Annotated in this window: 15 protein-coding genes; 6 read left to right on the forward strand and 9 right to left on the reverse strand. The window is 51.6% G+C overall.

Annotated features, from left to right (window positions below; translation table 11 throughout):
* Nucleotides 1-179: 179 nt before the first annotated feature.
* The gene (locus ACPUC7_RS09270) at nt 180-806 is read right to left on the reverse strand and encodes a LysE family translocator (protein ID WP_494922687.1); all 627 of its coding nucleotides are present in this window, start codon (nt 804-806) and stop codon (nt 180-182) included.
* A gap of 176 nt (nt 807-982) precedes the next feature.
* On the opposite strand from ACPUC7_RS09270, the gene ACPUC7_RS09275 reads away from it, so the two are divergent.
* Nucleotides 983-1,522, forward strand: a complete 540-nt coding sequence (locus tag ACPUC7_RS09275) for a DUF2058 domain-containing protein (RefSeq protein ID WP_494922688.1) — start codon at nt 983-985, stop codon at nt 1,520-1,522.
* Here ACPUC7_RS09275 and ACPUC7_RS09280 read toward each other — a convergent pair whose 3' ends face one another.
* Nucleotides 1,523-2,221, reverse strand: coding sequence for an RluA family pseudouridine synthase (locus tag ACPUC7_RS09280; protein ID WP_494922757.1), 699 nt, complete (start codon nt 2,219-2,221; stop codon nt 1,523-1,525).
* A 174-nt stretch (nt 2,222-2,395) separates the two neighbouring features.
* Here ACPUC7_RS09280 and ACPUC7_RS09285 point away from each other — a divergent pair, with 174 nt between their 5' ends.
* Complete coding sequence (locus tag ACPUC7_RS09285; RefSeq protein WP_494922758.1) at nt 2,396-2,881, forward strand: cold-shock protein; 486 nt, start codon at nt 2,396-2,398, stop codon at nt 2,879-2,881.
* A gap of 44 nt (nt 2,882-2,925) precedes the next feature.
* On the opposite strand, the gene ACPUC7_RS09290 is transcribed toward ACPUC7_RS09285, so the two are convergent.
* Entirely contained in the window at nt 2,926-4,569 is a 1,644-nt protein-coding gene (locus ACPUC7_RS09290) for a methyl-accepting chemotaxis protein (protein ID WP_494922689.1), read from the reverse strand.
* Between the two features lie 336 nt (nt 4,570-4,905).
* On the opposite strand from ACPUC7_RS09290, the gene ACPUC7_RS09295 reads away from it, so the two are divergent.
* Nucleotides 4,906-8,109, forward strand: coding sequence for an autotransporter outer membrane beta-barrel domain-containing protein (locus tag ACPUC7_RS09295; protein WP_494922690.1), 3,204 nt, complete (start codon nt 4,906-4,908; stop codon nt 8,107-8,109).
* Between the two features lie 146 nt (nt 8,110-8,255).
* On the opposite strand, the gene glgX is transcribed toward ACPUC7_RS09295, so the two are convergent.
* From glgX to ACPUC7_RS09325, 6 genes are all read right to left on the reverse strand, one after another.
* A complete protein-coding gene (gene glgX / locus ACPUC7_RS09300) occupies nt 8,256-10,331 on the reverse strand; it encodes a glycogen debranching protein GlgX (protein WP_494922691.1) in 2,076 nt (691 codons plus the stop codon).
* Between the two features lie 114 nt (nt 10,332-10,445).
* The gene (gene treY / locus ACPUC7_RS09305) at nt 10,446-12,929 is read right to left on the reverse strand and encodes a malto-oligosyltrehalose synthase (RefSeq protein ID WP_494922692.1); all 2,484 of its coding nucleotides are present in this window, start codon (nt 12,927-12,929) and stop codon (nt 10,446-10,448) included.
* Complete coding sequence (treZ, locus tag ACPUC7_RS09310) at nt 12,926-14,710, reverse strand: malto-oligosyltrehalose trehalohydrolase (protein ID WP_494922693.1); 1,785 nt, start codon at nt 14,708-14,710, stop codon at nt 12,926-12,928. Before treZ ends, treY begins: the two co-directional genes overlap by 4 nt.
* 147 nt (nt 14,711-14,857) lie before the next feature.
* Nucleotides 14,858-16,288, reverse strand: coding sequence for a glycine betaine/L-proline transporter ProP (gene proP / locus ACPUC7_RS09315; RefSeq protein WP_494922694.1), 1,431 nt, complete (start codon nt 16,286-16,288; stop codon nt 14,858-14,860).
* Between the two features lie 255 nt (nt 16,289-16,543).
* The gene (locus tag ACPUC7_RS09320; RefSeq protein WP_494922695.1) at nt 16,544-17,434 is read right to left on the reverse strand and encodes an oxidoreductase; all 891 of its coding nucleotides are present in this window, start codon (nt 17,432-17,434) and stop codon (nt 16,544-16,546) included.
* Nucleotides 17,435-17,561: 127 nt separating this feature from the next.
* Nucleotides 17,562-18,665: a GGDEF domain-containing protein gene (locus ACPUC7_RS09325; protein ID WP_494922696.1), complete on the reverse strand. Its 1,104-nt coding sequence runs from the start codon at nt 18,663-18,665 to the stop codon at nt 17,562-17,564.
* 444 nt (nt 18,666-19,109) lie between these two features.
* Between ACPUC7_RS09325 and ACPUC7_RS09330 the strand changes: the two genes are divergently transcribed.
* From ACPUC7_RS09330 to ACPUC7_RS09340, 3 genes are all read left to right on the forward strand, one after another.
* Nucleotides 19,110-21,086 (forward strand): alkyl/aryl-sulfatase, encoded by a 1,977-nt coding sequence (locus ACPUC7_RS09330; protein ID WP_494922697.1) that lies wholly within the window; start codon nt 19,110-19,112, stop codon nt 21,084-21,086.
* A 63-nt stretch (nt 21,087-21,149) separates the two neighbouring features.
* On the forward strand, nt 21,150-21,443 hold the full coding sequence (locus ACPUC7_RS09335; RefSeq protein WP_494922698.1) for a YicS family protein: 294 nt from the start codon (nt 21,150-21,152) through the stop codon (nt 21,441-21,443).
* A gap of 101 nt (nt 21,444-21,544) precedes the next feature.
* Complete coding sequence (locus ACPUC7_RS09340; RefSeq protein ID WP_494922759.1) at nt 21,545-21,811, forward strand: YdgH/BhsA/McbA-like domain containing protein; 267 nt, start codon at nt 21,545-21,547, stop codon at nt 21,809-21,811.
* Nucleotides 21,812-21,822 lie beyond the last annotated feature (11 nt).

The raw sequence follows: 21,822 nt of genomic DNA on the forward strand, positions 1-21,822 counted from the left end.
AAGGAATTTCATGTTCAATGTTTTTCATGCGGAGGATTGAAGGTTCGATATCATTTTTTGGAAAAAAATGAACGTATCGAAGGAAGTAACAAGCGGTCACCATAAATGGCGACCCTACGAATATTAGTGTCGCGCACCTACGAAAACGTTGGTCATGAAGAAAATTCAGCTAATCGCGATCACTTGCCTGATGTGCTGAACGCCAATTTCGCCGCAAAACACAAAAACAGTCCGCCGGTTGCGCGATCCATTGCCCTGATCACGCGACTTTTCTTCAACACGCCAGAGGCAAAATGGGTGGAGAGAATCAGCGTAGTCGACCAAACCGTACCGATCAGCACATGAATACCGACCAAAATAAATGTCCAGATGAACGGCGAATGCCCGGCAGGAATAAACTGCGGTAAAAACGATACGTAGAAAATCCCCACCTTTGGATTCAGCACATTGCCCAGCATGCCTTTGATAAACCAATTGTTACGCGGGGAAGTGGCACCTTCTTCTTGAATGAATGTCGATCTCGGGCGCATCAGCAAATGCAAACCCAGCCAGCATAAGTAAGCCGCGCCGCAAATTTTCAGGATGGTGTAAGCCAGCTCAGAAACCGCCAGCAGCGCCCCTAATCCCAGTGCGACAACCGCGCCCCAAATGAAGCAACCGGTATTGATGCCCAATGCGGTATGGAAGGCTTTTTTACCGCCTTCAGCGCAGGCGGTTCGCAGGATCAACGCGGTATCGAGGCCGGGCGTCAAAGTCAGTAGCAGTGCAGCAAAGGAAAACGCGAGGAGTGAATCGTGGACTGACATTTTCTATCTCCGAAAGCGAAGATGTTATCCATTTGTTACCTGAGCATCAATATCTCGCCACATGAAATTTTGTCCTGCACCCACGTATCACCCGCGAACAAGGCAGGCAAGCTGGCACAGCAACCAGCATTGCCGCTATAATCGCTGAAATTTTTTCAACTGGCTTAGATATCAAAATGGCAAAACTTACCTTACAAGAGCAGCTGCTAAAAGCAGGACTGGTCAGCAATAAAAAGATGGAAAAAGTGCAGCGCACGGCGAAAAAATCGCGCGTGCAGGCACGTGAAGCCAGAGAAGCGGTAGAAGAGAATAAGAAAGCGCAAATCGAGCGTGATAAGCAACTTAGTGAACAGCAGAAGCAAGCCACGTTAGCGAAGGAAGTAAAAGCGCAGGTCAAGCAGCTGATTGAGATGAATAAAATCGACATCGCCAAAGGCACGATTGATTTCAACTTCACCGACAACAACTTAATCAAAAAAATCGCGGTGGATAAGCTGACACAAACCCAGCTGATTAATGGTCGCCTGGCGATTGCACGTTTAATCGCAGACAACAACGGTGAAGCCAAATACGCCATCATCCCAGCTAGCGTGGCGGATAAAATTGCCCAGCGCGATGCCGACAGTATTGTATTAAATAGTGCGCTGAGTCAGGAAGCGCAGGATGAAGACGATCCGTATGCGGATTTCAAAGTCCCAGACGATTTGATGTGGTAATTAAAATGGGCTGGGATTGTGTGCAGTAATCGGTTCTTCGGTGATTGGATGGACAAAATGCAGTTCGCTGGCGTGTAACATCAAACGAGATGTTTGTTCGCTGCCTGGCACCAACAGCCCACCATACAGATCGCAGCCTAAGATCGGGTGCCCCAATTGCTCACAGTGAATACGCAGTTGATGGGTGCGCCCGGTTTCTGGCGTGAGTTGCACCCGCGTCACCGACAACAAAACGCCGTTTTCCATCGGCCGTTCAATTCGCTCAATCACCTGATAGCGCGAGCGCGCCGGTTTGCCGCTGATGGCGCAAATCTTCATGCGCGGAAACAGCTCGGCATCTTTGGCAATCGGCGCATCAATCACACCTTCCTCTGGGTTTACACGCCCACACAGCAGCGCGCTGTAAATCTTGGTGACGCTGCGCTGGCTGAATTGCTGACACAAAGCGGCATTGATCGCCTTATTACGCGCAATCACCATTAACCCTGATGTACCAAAATCCAATCGATGCACCAGCGTGCAGCCGGGAAAGATCTTCACCAGTCGATAATGCACTGAATCGAGATTTTGCGGATTCTTGCCTGACAAGCTAAGCAAGCCGCTGGGTTTATTGATCAGCACCAGATGCGCGTCCTGATAGAGAATCTCTATCTCGTCGTGGCATGGCGGGGCGATAAAGGTATCGACAATGACTGACATCATGCTGCCCGGTTGCAAAGGGAGGCGGATGATAACCAATTTAGCCTGAGCTGGCGAATCTGGATGCCCGCTCGCACAGGCGAAATTTATCGTCCAGACTTAAGTGGTCTGCGCGGACGATGTGCATTAAACTGCGCGTCGAACTTTTTTAGATTAATGATTAATTAGGCGGCACTGGCGATGAACGGAACAATCACAACCTGGTTTGAAGACAAAGGTTTTGGATTTATTAAAGATGAAAACGGTGATAACCGTTATTTCCATGTGATTAAGGTCGCCAATCCTGAGCTGATTAAGAAAAACGCCGCTGTCACCTTCGAACCGACCACCAATAACAAAGGTTTGTCTGCGTATGCAGTGAAAGTGGTGCCGGAAAGCAAATACATCTTTATCGCCGGTGAGCGTCTCAAACTCACCGCAATCAAATCGTTTCTGGTTTACAGCGAAGAAGTGCCAGCAGATGCAGGCATTGATAAAGAGAATCCGGTGCTGTCAGTCGGCATTTTGATGAACAGCATCAAGCCGAAGTCAGACAGCAAACCAGGCGAAATGCGTGAGCTGAAAAAGCTGGCGATCACCACTTTCCAGGGCTCGACGCTGATCTTCTCGGCGGATGAAGTCGACATCGATGCCACGGTGAAAATGCTTAAGATGAAGTGAGTTCGGCATGCAGGTGCGCATGAGTGCGCACCTGAATTTGTGGATTAAAAACTCTGCCAATCAGCGTCGTTCACCACCGCAACCCGCGCGGGTTTGGCAAGTGCAGGCGAACGCATCACCAGCGGTGATTGAGGTGCAATTCCCGCATCCGCAACCTGAAATTTCCCCACCAACTGATTCAAACTGCCGGCTTGCTGTTGCAGCGACTGTGAAGCGGCAGAAGCCTGTTCTACCAGCGCGGCGTTTTGCTGCGTCACATCATCCATTTGATTTACCGCTTGCTGCACCTGAAGAATGCCCTGGCTCTGCTCAACCGCCGCCGCCGCGATCTCTTCGACTAACTGGCTAACCTGATGAATCGCATCGTTCATTACGCCCATATTGCGGCCGACATCGTTGGCCTGCGCGGCACCGGCTTCGGTCAGGCGATGTGACTCTTCAATCAATGCTTTAATCTCGCGTGCGGCAGTGGTGGAACGCTGCGATAAGCTGCGAACTTCACCGGCGACCACCGCAAAACCTTTACCGTGTTCGCCAGCACGTGCGGCTTCGACTGCGGCGTTAAGCGCCAGAATATTGGTTTGGAAGGCGATGCCTTCAATGATCGACACAATCTCGGTCACTTTGCGTGAACTGCCACGGATGTTATCCATCGTCGATAGCATGGTGCTCAGCGAGGCGCTGTTTTGCTCGGATAAGCCGCTGGCGTTGGCGGCTAGCTGACTGGCTTGATGGGTGTTGTCGGCGGTTTGGCGCACGGTTTCACTCAACTCGGTCATGCTGGCGGCGGTTTGTTCGAGTGAAGCGGCTTGCTGCTCAGTACGCGCGGAAAGGTCTTCATTACCCGCCGAAATCTGCACCGACGCGCTACTGACCGATTGCGAAGCCTGACGGACTGAAAGCAGAGCACTGGCAACCCGCTCCATCAAAATATTGAACGAGTGCGCCATATTACCGACTTCATCGCGACGGCTTTCATCGGCTTTGAGCGTCAGATCGAGGTTTTCGCTGGCAGCCATCATCACTTTACCGGCGGCAGACAAGCTGCGACGAATGCGCAACACGGTGAACAGCGATAACAAGCCAAAAATCACCACGGTGCCGGCCACGCCCGCGATGGTGGTCCATAACACGGAATGGAAAGTGCTACGATTGGTGGCGCGCAGGCTATCGCCGAGTGAAATATTCAGTACCAGCTGCTTTTGATAATCGCGGATCAATTGATGAATCGCGGCGCCGATGCCGTCATTGCCCTCCATCAATGCCAGACTGACATCGTTCTGATGCGCACGCGAGGCCGCAAGAAACGCCGGTAGCGCCTGTGTTACCTGGTTGATATTGCTGTAAGCCAACTCTGTCAGCCGTTGATCTTCATCGTTGGAAATATCATTCGCCATGTAGTAATCGGTGAGCGATTTCAAAGCAGCCAGTTGCTGTTGAATTTCATTTTCTACCGCGGGCATTTTGCCGTCATCGGTCTGGCTTTTATGTTTGTATAACGTCAGTGCGAGCTGGTTGCTGTTATCAATCAGTTTGCCGAGATCTTTAATCGAAGGAATAGCATTGGTTTGCACATATTCAAAGCGATCCTGGAAACCCGACAGCAACGAAATCGCGAGCACTGCTTGCAGGATAATCGCGCCAAACAGCATGGAAAAGGTGAGAAACAGACGTTGCGAGATGTTCATCTTATTATCCTTAATCTAAAGGCATCCCTGTAAAGCCGTTCAGGGAAAAGGGCAGATTAATAAACATCGGCAGATTGGGAGATTTAGTTAATTTATTTTTCCATTCGTTAAGCTTTAGGTGATATGTCGCGCAAATTCCCAACACTGACTTTGTCTGTCAGTAATGTCCTACAAAAGATCATCCCAGGACTACAAATCACCACTTCTCCTCCCATATTCCCCTACAGGACTACAACATAAGATCACTGCAATCTGGCGGGTTTCCCTAAGCCGCAGCAATTATTGAGAGTGATCAAACCCATGAATAAAATTTTCCGTGTTATCTGGAATGCAGCAATGCAGCAGTTTGTTGTCACCTCTGAGCTGGCTAAAGGCAAAGTTAAATCCCAATCATCGCGCAGAGCGGTGGCAAGTACGGCGGAAAAAACGGTTGTGCTGTCAGGTTTGGCTGTTGCGATAGCCCTGGCGTTGCCTGTAACCAACGTATTTGCCGCTTCTACTGTGGTGGCGAATGGTTCTGCCGTTGTCGTTGATGGGCAAGATATCGTTGCAACGGGCACGGGAGAAAATTCGCGTGGCTTAAGTGCAACCAACAACGGCACGATTGATTTCAGTAATGGCAGCATCGCCACCAGCGCCGGTACTGCATTTGGCGCATTTGCCGATTCAGGAGCTGTGGTGTCGCTGAGTCAAACTGACATCAGCACCAAAGGTAGTCGCGCGCACGGTATCTATGCAAAAACCGGTGGCACAGTAAAAGGTGATGGCGTGAACATCTCCACCAGTGGATCAACGGCTTATGGCGTTCAAACTGCTGACGGTACAGCGAGTTTGACAAATAGCACCATCAAAACCTCTGGGGCAGCCGCTGTAGGCGCATGGTCACAAGGTGCAGCGGGTAATATCACATTAACGAAAACGGCGGTTGAAGCTTCTGGTGAAAAAGCGCATGCGCTTTATGCGATGACCGGCGGGCAAATGACAGTAGATAACAGCGTCATTAAAGCCACAGGACATATGTCTGTTGGCGCTTATGCTACCGGGGCAGGCAGCACCATCAATATCAATAACAGCAACATCAGTACTGCGGGATCCTCTTCTGAGGCGGTCTATGCGCAGAATGGCGGCAAGGTTAATCTGAATAACACTACTATATTCACTGACAGAATTAACTCTTACGGTTTACGTACCAACGGCACCAATTCCACGGTGAATTTTGATGGTGGAACCATTACGACAACCGGCCCAACCAGAACCATTCAGGCGTTTACTAATTCACAGATGAATATTCGTAACGCCACGATTAATTCCGCAGACTCTGCCGTTCAGGTATTGTCGAATTCCCGATTGGACATCCGGGATACCACAATCAATTCTGAAAACATGGCAGTTGATATTGAAGGCGGCTCGAAAGCGAATCTTGAGGGTGTCACTATTAACGCCAATAATTCAGGTGTTTTTGTTTCGGGTACCAATAGCCAACTGACGGCAAATAACGTTCAGGTTAACAACAGTAATGGCTTGTTCGCATTTCAAGTCGCGTTCGGTGGCAGTGCCACCTTTGACAATATCGAGATCAACCAAGTTGGCAATGCACGGGGGTTAGAGGTATTGGCGGGTGGTACGGCCACTGGCAATAACGTCCGTATTAATATTAATAGCAGTGATAGCGGAGCGGCCTCTCATGCTCTTGCCATTGGTAACAGTAAAACAAACCAATTAGCGTTGAGTAATTCTCAGATTACGCTCAACGGTGCTAATAGCATCGGCGCACAATTTAGCTCCACGCCTGATAGCAATAATACCTTGTCACTCAGCAACAGCAGCATAGCCGCTAGTGAAGGAACGGTTCTTTTGGTTGCAGGTAAGGCGGATACTGTAGTGAACACCTCCGGCTCATTATTAACGGGCGCAACATTGCTCTCTGCTGGCGTTAATAACAGCGGTACGATGAGTAATGTGGAATTAACCGGCGACAATGGTTCTGCATTTAACGGTGATGTAATTATTCAACGTGCCAACACCGCAAAAAACATCATTAATCTGACCAATAACTCAGCCTGGACTGGCGCAACAGATTCACTGGAAACATTGAACGTTTCCAGCGGCAGCGCATGGAACGTTACGCGCAGTTCGGCAGTAGATAATTTAACGCTGGATAACGGCACGCTGGATATGACCGCACCGGGCACCGGTTACAGCGAAGTGACCATCGGCAATCTGACCAGCAACAATGGCACCATCGATTTCAAAACCCATTTAGAGGGCGATGATTCGGTCACTGACGATCTGGTGATCACCGGCGATTACAGTGGCAACAGCAACATCGTAGTGAAAAACGCGGGCGGCACCGGCGCGCAAACACTCAACGGCATCGAGTTAATCCGCGTTGACGGCGACATCAACGGAACGTTCGCGCAGCAAGGCCGCATTGTGGCGGGCGCTTACGATTACCATCTGGTGCAGGACGGCAACAAATGGTTACTGCGTGACGATATGGTTGGCGCGATTGGCGGGGAAAGCGGCGCACCGGTTATTGGCGATGGCATTACGCCAGTTAAAAGCGCGCCGATTACCCGTCCAGAAACCGGCAGCTACGCGGCCAACCTCGCGGCGGCGAACACCTTGTTCACCACTTCACTTGATGATCGTTTGGGTGAAACCCATTACATCGGCGCGGACGGCAACAAACACAGCACCAGCTTATGGCTGCGTAATGCAGGTGGACACACGCGCTTCAGCGACAGTTCTGGTCAGTTGAAAACCACCGGCAACCGTTATGTGATGCAGTTGGGCGGCGATATCGCGCAATGGAGCAGCAATGGCGACGATCGTTTCCACCTCGGCGTGATGGGCGGATACGCCAACGCACAGAGCAACACCCTTTCATCCGTGACCGGTTATTCAGCCAAAGGCGAAGTGCACGGTTACAGCACTGGCGTGTACGCAACCTGGTTGCAGGACAATGCCGAGCAAACTGGCGCATATGTGGATAGCTGGATGTTGTACAACTGGTTTGATAACAGCGTGAAAGGCCAGGATATCGCGCCCGAAAGCTACAAATCCAAAGGGATCACCGCGTCGCTGGAAGCGGGTTACAGCGTTAAAATGGCTGATCTGAGCGAGCGTTCCAGCTTCTATCTGCAACCAAAAGCGCAGGCAACCTGGATGGGCGTGCAGGCTGATGATCATCAGGAGCGTAACGGCACCCGCGTAGTCGGTGAAGGCAACAACAATGTGCAGACTCGTTTGGGCGTGCGCGCCTACGTTAAAGGCCATAACCCGATTGATGACGGCAAAAATCGTACCTTCGAACCGTTTATCGAAGCCAACTGGATTCATAACACCGAAACCTTTGGCAGCAGCCTGAACGGCGTAACGGTGAAGCAAGCGGGTGCGCGTGATCTCGGCGAGCTGAAAGTCGGCGTTGATGCTAAGCTGAACAACAGCGTGAATCTGTGGGGCAATATCGGTCAGCAGATGGGCGATAAAGGTTATAGCGACAGCAGCGCGATGGTGGGCGTGAAGGTCAATTTCTAATCGCGAGGTTTTTTGGTCACCATAAATGGCGACCCCACAAAAACCATGTAATCCGTAGGGTCGCCATTTATGGTGACCCCACAAAAATCGCTTAATCTGTAGGGTCGCCATTTATGGTGACCGGCGACCCTATATAATCAGGTCAATCAAGGACGGCGGAACAACGCCAAACTCCGTCCTTCCAATTCGAAATCCTTCTCTTTGGTAATCACCAAACCTTTCTTCGCCGAATCCGAGGTACTCAATTCCAGTACCCAACCGCCTTCACCAAACTGCGGAATTTGGAATGGCACATTGCCTTCATACGGATTAAACAGCATCAACACATCATGCCAAATGCCTTCCTCAACTTCTAAATCCGCGCGGCCAAGATACACGCCGAGCGTCGAACCATCATCCCATTGATCGGCCTGCTGAAAACCGCCACCGGCGTTAAACCACTTAATCTCCATGCCATCGCGCCAACTTTCACGGCGCAGCAATGGCTGTTTGGCTCTCAGCGCCAAAATATGGCGGGTAAAATCGCGCAGCGCATCGGCTGATGGCGGCAGATTTTCCCAGTGCAGCCAGGAAATCTCGCTGTCCTGGCAATAGCCATTATTGTTACCGAGTTGGCTACGACCAAATTCATCGCCCGCGAGGATCATCGGCGTGCCGTGCGAAAACAGCAGCGTGGCGAGGAAGTTACGTTTCTGACGCTCGCGTACCGCGTTGATGCCTTCATCATCGGTTGGCCCTTCGGCACCGTAATTGTAGGAGCGGTTTTCGTTGTGACCGTCGTTATTGTCTTCACCGTTGGCTTCGTTGTGCTTCTCGTTGTACGACACCAAATCGTTCAGCGTGAAGCCATCATGCGCCGTCAGGAAATTGATGCTGGCCCACGGACGGCGACCGCGCTGATCATACAGGTCACCAGAACCGAGCAGGCGCGCGGCAAAATCATTGGTCACCATGTCGCCTTTCCAGTATTCACGCACCGTATCGCGGTATTTATCGTTCCACTCCGCCCAGCCTGGTGGGAAGCCGCCAACCTGATAACCGCCAGGCCCGATATCCCACGGTTCGCCAATCAGTTTCAGTCTGGAAAGCACCGGATCCTGCATGATGGCGTCGAAGAAGCCGCCGCGCTGATCAAAGCCTTCAGGCTCGCGGCCCAGCACGGTACCCAAATCGAAACGGAAACCATCGACGTGCATCGATTCCGCCCAATAACGCAGCGAATCGAGGATCATCTGTAACACGCGCGGATGCGAAGTATTCACGGTATTACCGGTGCCGGTGTCATTGATGTAGTAGCGATGCTGATCGGGCAGCGTGCGGTAATAGGAGTAGTTGTCGATGCCTTTGAACGACAACGTTGGGCCAAGCTCGTTGCCTTCCGCGGTGTGGTTGTACACCACATCGAGAATCACCTCGATCCCGGCATCGTGGAAGGCGCGCACCATATCGCGGAAGCCCTGAATGCCGCGCGGACCGAAGTAACGTGTGGCAGGCGCGAAGAAGGCCAGCGTGTTGTAGCCCCAGAAATTTTTCAGGCCACGATCCAGCAGGTGTTGGTCGTCGGGGAAGCCGTGTACCGGCAACAGTTCGACTGTGGTCACGCCGAGGCTTTTGATGTACTCAATCGAAGCCTGATTGCTCATGCCGTCATAAGTGCCACGCATTTCGGCTGGCACCGCCGGATTGAGCTGGCTGAAGCCTTTAACGTGCGCTTCATAAATGACCGTTTTGGACCACGGAATATTTGGGCGATTGGCGTCCTGCCAGTCAAATTCATTTTCATCGATGACGCGGCATTTAGGCGTAAACGGCGCGCTGTCGCGGGTATCAAAGCTGAGGTCTTTTTCCTCATCTTGCAGGTCATAAGCGAAATGCGATTCATCCCACTGCAATTCACCCGCCAGTTCGCGTGCGTAAGGATCGAGCAACAATTTGTTGGGATTAAAGCGATGGCCATTTTCTGGCTCGAATGGGCCGTGCACGCGATAGCCGTACAGCGCGCCTGGCTGCAAGTCTGGAATGTAACCGTGCCACACTTCATGGGTATATTCCGGCAGATCAAAACGGGCAATTTCGTTCTCGCCACTTTGATCGTACAGACACAGTTCCACGCGCTCGGCATGGGCCGAAAACAGGGCAAAGTTGACGCCATTGCCATCATAGTTCGCACCGAGTTTTAGCGCGGAACCTGATGTTATTGTTAAAGATTGATCGTTAGACATCAAAGACTCTCCAATCCTGTTAACCAATGTTGTAAGTGGTCACCCTAAATGGTGACCCTACGAATGTTGGGCGCGGTTTTGTAGGGTCGCCATTTATGGTGACCTCTCAAACGGCTAACTGATTAACACCAGTGGCGCGTACCAGGGCTCATTCTCCAGTAACACCTGTTCGTTGATTAATTCACTCTCCCCAGTTAGCAGATTGCGATAACGGCAATGGGCGAGAGGTTCCGGTAAGGTGATTACGCATTGCGACCAGTCGATGCCGGCAAAACTGAGACGCGGCAGCACCACAATCAACGCGTGATCGCCGTATTGCCGTGCAAACGCGATGACGTGATCTCGCTGCTCGCCGCTCACCTCGAGCGGTTGATAATCGCCAAAGCGGAATAACGCAGGATGCTTGAGGCGTAAATGCAGCAAACGTGCAATCAGTTGCTGTTTAATTTTGCCATTCAGCCAGTCAGGCGGTTCGGTGAAATCCGGTGGCGTAGCGACATCTAATTGCTGGGCGAGCAGGCCGAAATCCGGCAGGCGGCGGTTGTCAGGATCAACCAAACTGAAGTCCAGTGCTTCGCTGCCTTGATAGATATCTGGCACGCCAGGCGCAGTCAATTTGAGGGTGGTTTGCGTCAGGCTGTTGATCAATCCGGCCTGAATAAACGGACGTAACGACTGACTGAAATCGTCAAGGAATTGGGGATTGTTGAGCGACAGCAAATGGCGCGCATAATCCATCACCGCCGTTTCATACGCTTCGTTAGTTTCAGCCCAATCGGTACGCAGCTTAGCTTCGCGCAGCGCCTTTTCCACAAACGGCAGGAAGCGCTCCTCAAGTCGTAGCACGTCTTGCTGCTGCATATTGGCGGGCCACACGCCCGCCAGCGCCTGATACAGCATCCACTCCACTGCGGGTTCCGGTGCCGGGCCATCGTCCAGCTCAACCACTTTGCCCGCATTCATCTGGCGCCAGCGCGCCACATTTTCTGCCCACAATCCCGGCGCTTCACTCAGCGTATACAGGCGCGCACGCGCATCTTCACCGCGTTTGGTGTCATGGGTTGAGGTTGAGGTAATACCATTGGGCTGATGTTGCAGCCTGTTTTGCATCTCACGATGAAAATGCGCCAACGAGAAGGTGTGCGGTAACGGCTCGGCACCGACTTCGTTGATCGCTAGCGCGGCGTGATTGCGGAAGAACAGCGTATCTTCCACTGATTTCGCCATCAGCGGGCCAGTGAGTTGCTGGAAGCGGGTGCGGAACTCATCGGCATCCTTTTCACTTTGTTCATCCACTGCACCTAACAATGCTGCCTGCAACAAGCTCAAGGCTGTGGGTGACGCGCTATTCTTCACGCTCTCCAGCACCCGCTGTAACAGCTCTTCACCTTCATTCGGCATCTCAGCCAGATTACCGTAAGTACGATATACCGGGAACGCCAGCAGCAGTTCGCGCAGGGCAACATGTAATTCCGCTTCGCCCAGGTTGCGCTGCTCCAGCAATGCAATGCGTGACGCCAATTTTACCAGGCGGGAAAATTCACCGGCGAAATTGCGATCGACCATCAATTCGCGCGCAGCACGTAAACCGGCGGCAACGTCATAGCGTTGACCCGCGGCGGCTTCATAAGCCCAATGCAAACTATCGATCTGCGTATCGTCAATCAACGCATGCGAAAGGGCGGCAATAAATTCATAGCCGGTGGTGCCGGAAACCGGCCAATCGGCAGGGATCTGTTCCCCTGCGGCGAGAATTTTTTCCACCGTGATGTAGCAATCCGGGCCGGTGGCGTTACGCAAACGCTGCAAATAGCCCTGCGGATCGGCCAAGCCATCAACGTGATCAACACGTAAACCGTTCACCGCACCAGAATGCACCAGCTCCAGAATCAGCTGGTGGGATTCCGCGAACACCGCTTTATCCTCGACGCGTACGCCAACCAAACCGGTGATTTCAAAGAAGCGACGATAAGAAAGCTCGCTGCGTGCAGCACGCCAGCTCATTAAGCGCCACGGTTGTTGGGCATGCAGTTCAGCGATCGCTTTGGCGTCGGTGATGGCTAACACTACATCGGCGCGATCCTGCCAACTTGCCGGTGTCAGCGGGTAAAAACTGTCGTAATAGGCCAGCGTGGGTTTGCCGGTTTCAGGATGCGGTTGCACGCTCAACTCGCCATTTTCCAGCACGTTCTCAAAGCTATCGCCGAGGAACGGCAGCGTCAGTTTGCGCGACCAATCGATATCAAAATGCTGCGCATAGCGGCTGTTTTCACCGTGCTCAATCACATCGCGCCACCAGGCATTTTCCAGCGACGCCGCCATGTGGTTCGGGACGATATCGAGAATCAAACCGATATTCGCCTCCTGCAACGCCTCAACTAAGCGGTCAAAACCGTCGCGTCCGCCAATTGCCGGATCGATTTGATTGGCGTCGGTGACGTCATAACCGTGCGTCGATTCGGCCGTGGCGCTGAAAATCGGTGAAGCATAAAGATGGCTGATGCCGAGGCGTTTTAAGTATGGCAGTAGATCGATGGCGCGCTCAAACGTCATGCCGTTACGGAACTGTAGGCGATAGGTGGCGGTTGGAATGTTCATGCAGATGCTCCCTGGGACAAACGCACCACAATGGCGTGCTGCGCTAAAGTTTCCGTTTGCTGCGGCCAGGCAAAAATCGTGTTGCCCGGCATCTGTGGTAAACGCTGCGCTGTCTTGCCGATGTTGAGGGCCAGCGACAGTTCGCCTTGCGGAAAACGCCAACTAACCGCCACAAAGCCGGGCGCAGTGGCGAGTACCTTGCCGCAATGACCGCCTGCATCCGCCAGCAGCGGCACAATATATTGCTGACGCAGCGCCAGCAGTTCACGCGTTAACGCCAGCCACGCCTGACCGGACGACGTTTGCAGTTTGTCCCAGTCGAGTTTCGAACGTATGAAGGTCTGCTCCGCATTGGGATCGGGCACCTCTTCGTCGTGTCCGGCATGGCCAGTAAATTCCCTGGCGCGGCCTTCGCGTACCGCTTTGGCTAAATCACCGTGGAAGTCGGTGAAGAACAGGAACGGATTGGTTTCGCCGTACTCTTCGCCCATAAACAGCAAAGGAATGTGCGGCGACAACAGCAGCGTCGCCAGCAACACTTTGGTGCGATCGCTGCCAGCCAGGTTGATCAAGCGATCGCCTTGTGCGCGGTTGCCGACCTGATCGTGGTTCTGGATAAAATCAACGAACGTCACTGGCGGTTGGCTGGCGCTCGGTACGCCGCGACGTTGACCACTTTGCGGCGATAGCTCACCTTGATAAGCAAAGCCTTCGGTCAGCACGCGCGCCACCAATTTCTCCGGCACGTCGGCAAAATCCTGGTAATACGCGTGGGTTTCACCGGTGGCGAATACATGCACCGCATTATGAAAATCGTCGTTCCATTCGCCGGTGAACAATGGTGCGTTGCCTTGCTTATCGCGCGGATGCAGGAAAATCACGTTGCGACAATCTTCGGTGGTGAGATGGATTGGGCGATCATTAATTTCCTGGCGAATACGCTCGGCGATCTCAATCAACGCATGCTTGCTGGAGCTATCTTCAATCTGATCGATGGCATCAAAGCGCAGACCATCAAGGTTGTATTCTTGCAGCCAATACAGCGGCGCTTCGACGATATAACGGCGTGCGGCATCGACATCATAGGCAATCCCCGCGCCCCACGGCGTCATGCGTTCCTGATGGAAAAAATCCGGTGCCAGCAACGGCAGATAATTGCCTTCCGGGCCGAAATGGTTGAGCACGATATCCAACACCACCGACAAACCGTGCGCGTGCGCGGCATCGATGAAGGCTTTGAAATCATCCGGTGAACCGTATGCCGCATGCGGCGCGTACAGCAACACGCCGTCGTAGCCCCAACCGCGATTGCCACCAAACTGAGAAACCGGCAGCACTTCGAGTTGCGTAATGCCGAGCTCGGCCAGCCACGGCAGTTTGGCTATCGCCGCCTGAAACGTGCCTTCGGGTGTGAAGGTGCCGATATGCAGTTCGTACACCACACTTTCCTGCCACGGACGACCTTGCCAGCAGGTGTTCTGCCAGCGGTAGTGTCGCGGATCGATCACCAGCGATGGGCCGTTGACGGAATCTTTCTGCGCACGTGAAGCGGGATCGGGCACCACGGTGCCATCGGCCAGTACGAAATTATATTCGCTGCCGACGGCTATATCGCTGATTTGCAACTCGAACCAGCCATCTTCCATGGCTGGCATGGCGCGATCCTGTTCGGCGAGCCGTAAGGTGATGTGTTGCTGCCCCGGCGCCCAGACGCGAAAACGTGCGCTGCCGTCAGTAAGAATCTCAGCGCCCCAGGATTTTTCAAATGATCTGAATTCCATTCAATTGCCTCGTTAGTCTACGCAAGGACACTGGAAAACTGAGCATAGTCGATAATTTGGCTTTTTCTGGCGCGTCTCGGAGGGTTTCGGAAATTGTCTGGAGAGAGGGAGGAATGAGGTCGCCATGAATGGCGACCCTACGAAAGGCTAGGCTGGTTTGTGCTTCACCTTACGTTTACGCAATTTATCGATCAACTTATGCGCTTCGGCTTGGGTGGCCACCGCTGGCGATGAACCTTTCAATGGTTTCTGAGCCGTTTCGCTCAAGGTCAGCACGGTAAGCAAACCAATCACGCCTGCGCCCATCATGTAATAAGCCGGCATCATATTATTGTGCGTGGTATCAACCAGCCACGCGGTGATTAATGGCGTGGTGCCACCAAATAGCGAAACCGATAAATTGAAGCCAATCGCCAGTGCGCTGTAACGAATATCGGTGACAAACAGCGCCGGTAACGTGGCAGGCATGGTGCCGCTGAAACAGGTATGCAATAAGCCAAGAATCGCTAAACCTGCAAATACCAACCACATATTGCCGGAACCAATCAGCATAAAGCTTGGAACCGCCAGCAATAATAATCCTAACGCCCCTAAACCAATCACTGGACGGCGACCAATGCGGTCGGTGAAATGTCCCCACATTAAGGTTAAGGGCATCATGATGAACATAATTACCATCACCAACAGCAGGCCGGATAATTCACTCATCCCGAGAATGCCGGTTAAATAGCTCGGCATGTAAGCGGTCAGCATATAATTTGAGACGTTGAACAACAGCACTAAACCGATGCATTTCATCAGCGGTTTGCGTTGGTCGCGCAGCATTTGCCACACGCTCAAACGCGGCTTGTTATGTTCCATCTCTTCGCGCTTATCCATATGATCTTTAAACGCCGGCGTCTCTTCCAATTTGAGTCGGATATACAAGCCGAATAGACCTAATGGCGCGGCGAGGAAGAACGGAATACGCCAGCCCCAATCCATCATCGATTGATGCGGTACGAAGGCGATCATCGCCGTAACCAAACTGGCACCGAGTAAATAGCCGCCAAGTGTGCCGAATTCAAGGAAACTGCCCATAAAGCCACGGCGTTTATCGGTGGAGTATTCCGCGATAAAGGTGGCGGCTCCGCCATATTCACCGCCTGTCGAGAAACCTTGCAGCAGGCGCGCCAACAGCAGCAGAATTGGCGCGGCGATACCAATGCTGGCATAGCTTGGTATCAGCCCAATGCAGAACGTCCCAATCGACATCAAAATCATGGTGAGCGCCAACACTTTCTGGCGACCAATACGATCGCCGAGTGGGCCAAATACCATGCCGCCAATCGGACGCACTAAAAACGCCGCGGCAAAGGTGCCGAAGGACGCAATTAATTGCGCCGCGGCGCTGGCATCGGCAAAAAACACCTGGCCGATGATCACCGCGAGATAGCTATATACGCCGAAGTCGAACCACTCCATGGCATTACCTAACGCCGCGGCGCTCACCGCGCGCTTGAGTAATTTGTTGTCGATAACGGTAATGTCATCCACGGTTAAATCATTGGATGTACGGGTTGTTGTTTCGCTGCTCATAAACCTCCCATGAGACAATTTGGCGCGATCTTATAGCTTTCGCAGCCGATATTTCATGAATGGAAATGAAAGCTATAAGAGGCTGAAGAAGCGCAAACCCTAGTAAACAATCTAGCGAGACGCAAGTTTGCGGCGGAGAAAGGGGAATTAACGGACAAAATTAAAACGATTAACATCGTAGGGTCGCCATTTATGGTGACCTGGTGTTTATTAACGATATTTTGGAGGTCGCCATAAATGGCGAGCCTACAAATATTAACCTGGGCCTTCGCTGCCGGCCGCCAACAACGGCACAATCACATCGCTGATCGGCGTGGCAATGTCATGCGCGCGCCCACGACGCTGCACCACGCCGTTACGAATATCCCACTCCAGCGGACGATCGGCCTGGCGATCGGCAAGGATTGAAGTACCCAAATCCAGCGGTGCTTGATGGAAACGCGTCACAATCTCCTGTGGCACGCTATCGGCTAATGCAGCACCTTCAGCGCGCGCCACCGTCAAACATTCGCCCAGATAAGCCAGCGCCAGCGCGGTGATGTCGTCACGCTGAAACATGCCTGCACGACGATTAGCCAGCACCATCAATCCTGCCACCGCGTTTTGCAGCAGCTTGCGCCAGGCGATGGTAATAAAATCAGCCGAGAGATCGACGGCGCAGCGCGTATCATGCAGCGCGGCCACAACCAGCTTGGACTGTGGTGTTTCAGGCAGCGTTAAGCGCGGCTTCTCGCGCAGCCACACAGAAGCATCCGGTTCGCGCTGCGCCGGGAACCACACCACCGAAGGCAGCACCGTCGCACCGTTCACATACGGCGCGAGTTGTGTTTTCTGCTCAACACCATTTTGTAGTGCGCACACCACGGTATTTTCATCACACAATGCGGCCAGCCATGGCGCGGTGTCGGCAACCTGGGTGGTTTTCACCGCCACGAACACCAGATCAAATGGTTTGGCAATGTCAGCCGGATTGCTCAGCACTGGGCCGGGAACGATGATTTTTCCGCTGTCGTGACGCAATTCCAGTTGCGCATGTGCGGTACGGCCACAAATGGTCGGGGTGCGGCCCACTTCATGCAATGCTGCCGCAATGGTGGTGCCAATCGCGCCCGGTCCAATCAGCGCGATAGTTGGATTTTCAGACATCTATGCAAACTCCTGATTTTGAAATGCCGCGTTATGGCTTCAGGCAAGAAGCTTAGCGGTAACACAACGGTAATGTGTTTTTATTGCAGCAAGTTGACCATGCTGGCGATCAGCATAAATGCCGCGTTCATTTATCAGCAACGCTATAACCATTTCGGCCATGCTGTTTGCGTATATAAAGCTGCTGATCGGCGGCTGCGATTAATGCATCCAGCGATGCACCATTATACAGATGCGCCACGCCCTGGCTGACCGTGACATGTTGATTAACCTTAGAACCTGCATGAACAATCGCTGCATCGGCAATGTTTTGCTGAATACGTTGGCACACCGCCAGCGCACCAGCTTTGTCTGTTGCCAGCAACAACACGGCAAATTCTTCGCCACCAAAACGCACTGCCAAATCGGATTCACCACGAATGGAGGCTTTAATACAATCAGCCACCTGTTTCAAACACTCATCGCCCGTGAGATGGCCGTATAGGTCATTGTAAGCTTTAAAAAAATCGACATCGATCATGATGAGATAGATCGCTGCGCGGTTTAACGCGTTCTGCGCACTTTTAAGCTGAAAATATTCACGCAGATAACGCTTATTCACCAGACCGGTAAGGCCATCGCGATCGGCAAGATCGGTCAGTCGTTGAATGAGTAGATTGTTCTGTTTTTCACTCTCTTGCGATTTGCGAAACCATTCCATTAACACCACGCGTGATGACAACACAATCAATAGCGCCACCCCATACGAGAACAGCATAAATAGATTCGCTTTCATGCCTAAAACAATCACCTCACCGATAACAATAAGCGCGACGGGAAGGGTGAATGCGGCAATCAGCGCAGCAGAGAGGTGAAAAGCAATCGTTGCCGCGAAAATCATTAATAAAGACATCAGGAAAATTAATTCGTGAGTGGCAAAAGTTTTATACAGCGTATGCAGTAATAATGCCCAGATAATCCCGTACAACAGCATATTGATTAATAATAAGCTGCGGCGAACAAAAAATCCGTGACGACTAATAATCGCCGTTAGCAGCAAATTCCAAAATGAAAAGCCCAAAACCACCAAACTCAGCCATAAAACCGCATGGGTATTTACCTGCGCGGTTTCGTGGAACGTGTGCCGCATGATCAAATAAAGCGAGAAAGCGATGTTAAGAAATAAAAACCACACACAACCGGTGCGTGTCATCAACAACTCGCGCTTGTCGTGTTCGGGATTAATTAACATAGGTCAAACTCCCTTTTGCATCTGCAATGTTTACTTAATGCATTCAAGCATAACCGTTCAATTTTTTATCAATTAAATCAGTGCCAGATTAAATTTTTTATTTCGCGTTACAGATCACATTCGACCATTATCAAAGATGTTGATGAAATGCATCTTAGGCGCTGAATTAACTGTAGTTTCTCCCATAAAATATGCGGAAAAAATAATGCTGCAACGGCAGATCAAACAACCAATTTAACGCAATTTCATGGCATTTCGATCTGCAATTAGCGATAGGAAAGTTGTCAGACGTAAAGTTTGCGCTAAGTTTACTTCGAAATGTTTCAGTTCTCATCCATTTCGCCATGTACTTCCTGTCAGGGGAAGGGATCCACTTCTGACAGGCTTATAAAGAAATTTATTTGCTTTAAATTCATTCGTTTAAGGTACATTTCGAGGATCATCATGAAACTGAAACCGCTGATAGTATGCATGGCGCTTGCCGCTTCGCTAGGATCAATCACCTTAACCCACGCCGCAGATGACAGCAGAAAAGATGCTGCTGCGGCGACCAAAAGCGCCAACGACGCGTTATATAATCAATTACCGTTCTCTGATAAAACTGACTTCGCCGATGCGCACAAAGGCTTTATTGCCGCGCTGCCGCAAGAGGTTATTAAAGGTGAATCCGGCAATGTTATTTGGAATCCGCAACAATACGCATTTATCAAAGAGGGTGAAAAAGCACCCGACAGCGTAAACCCCAGTTTATGGCGCCAATCGCAGCTGATTAATATCAGCGGACTTTTCCAGGTCACTGATGGCGTCTATCAAATTCGTAATCTCGATCTTTCCAATATGACCATCATTGAAGGCAAGGAAGGGATTACTGTTGTTGACCCGTTAGTTTCTGCTGAAACCGCCAAAGTCGGTATGGATTTATATTACAAAAACCGCGGCAAAAAGCCGGTGGTGGCGGTGATATATACCCATAGCCACGTTGACCATTACGGCGGCGTGCGCGGCGTCATTGACGAAGCGGATGTGAAATCAGGCAAAGTGAAAGTCTATGCGCCGGCTGGATTTATGGAAGAAGCGGTTTCCGAGAACATTATGGCCGGCAACGTGATGAGTCGCCGCGCCAGTTATATGTACGGTAACTTGCTAAAAGCCGATGAAAAAGGTCAGGTCGGTGCCGGTTTGGGTACCACTACCTCAGCCGGTACGGTAACACTGATTGCGCCAACCGATTACATCACCAAAACCGGTGAGAAGCGCACCATCGATGGTCTCACCTACGATTTCATGATGGCGCCGGGATCGGAAGCGCCGTCAGAAATGCTGTGGTACATCGAAGAGAAGAAAATCATCGAGACCGCAGAAGACGTGACGCATACCTTGCACAATACTTACTCATTGCGTGGCGCGAAAATTCGCCAGCCGCTGCCGTGGTCGAAATACATTAATGACGCGATCAATCTGTGGGGCGACAAGGCCGAAATCATTCTCGCGCAGCATCACTGGCCGACGTGGGGCAATGACAACGTCAACAAATTGCTGCGCACGCAACGCGATCTTTATCGCTACATCAATGACCAAACCTTGCGTATGGCCAACCAGGGCCTAACGCGTGATGAAATCGCCGCCAACTTTAAACTACCGGCTGGTCTGTCAAATACTTGGGCGAACCGTGGTTACTACGGATCGGTTAGTCACGATGTTAAAGCCACTTACGTGCTGTATCTCGGCTGGTTCGATGGCAACCCGGCAACCTTGGATGAATTGCCACCGGAAGAAGCGGCGAAGAAATTTGTCGAATACATGGGCGGTGCCGACAGCATCCTGAAGAAAGCCAAAACTGACTTCGATCAGGGTAATTATCGCTGGGTAGCGCAAGTGGTGAGCAAAGTGGTATTCGCCGATCCGCAAAATAAAGCGGCGCGTGATTTAGAAGCTGATGCGCTGGAGCAGTTAGGTTATCAGGCGGAATCGGGTCCGTGGCGCAACTTCTACCTCACCGGCGCACAAGAGTTGCGTAACGGCGTGCAGAAACTGCCAACGCCGAATACTGCTAGCCCGGATACGGTGCGTGCCATGACGCCAGAAATGTTCTTCGACTTCCTCGCGGTGCATATCAACGGCGAGAAAGCCGGTAATGCCAAAGCGGTGATTAACGTCGATTTGGGCGATGACGGCGGCAAATACAAGTTGGAATTGGAGAATGGCGTGCTGAACCATTCCGCCAATATCCAGGCGGATAAACCGGACGCCACGCTTACGCTCAATCGCGACACGCTGAACAAAATCATTCTGAAAGATGAAACGCTGAAGCAAGCTGAAGATAAAGGCGAAGTGAAAGTCGGCGGCGATGCGGCGAAAGTCGATGAACTGCTGGGTTATATGGATAACTTTGAGTTCTGGTTCAATATTGTGACGCCATAAGCCAATGCCCTGCGTTTAGAGAAAATGCAAGGTGTTTTTCCGCTGAATAAGAGGCTCAGAGATATGAAGATGCGATTGGTATTGCTCCCGCTGTTGCTAACCGCACTGACTGCAACGGCATCGCCTTATGACAATTTAGCCTATGCGTTGAATGAACAAGTGCTGGTGAAAGATCTGCGCGTGCAGTGCGACATTCCCGCTACCGTTCCTGATGAAAAAGTGAAATCGGTGTTTATTAACAGCGAAGTTAATCATAACCAGTTGAGCGCGGCGGCGACGGCATTGAAAGCCGGTAAAAAAGATCAGTATCAGCAGATATTGAATACCATCCGTTGCCCTGATTTCAGCCAGCAATAACTGAGCAAATGTCTCTGAGACGTGCTCACAAATTCATACCCAATGAATTGATCATTTGGGAATGATATTACCGCCAAAATAAAACCCCTGGAGTGTAAATGATGAAAAGCATGATGACGAAATCCCTGGTACTGGCAAGCCTCTTCTTTGTTTCTGCGGGCGCAATGGCTGCCAAGGAAATCACTAAAGAGGAAGCAAAACAATATACTGAAGTTGGCACCGTTTCCACTTCGGGTACTTTCACCGATCCTCATGATGCCAAGGAAGAATTATCAAAACTGGCCGATGAGAAGGGCGGTAAATATTACGTGATCACCTCGGCACGCGTCGAAGATAAAGTGCAGGGCACGGCGACGGTGTATAAATAATCCCAATCTGC

It is taken from the genome of Pantoea sp. CFCC18179 (genome assembly GCF_059412405.1).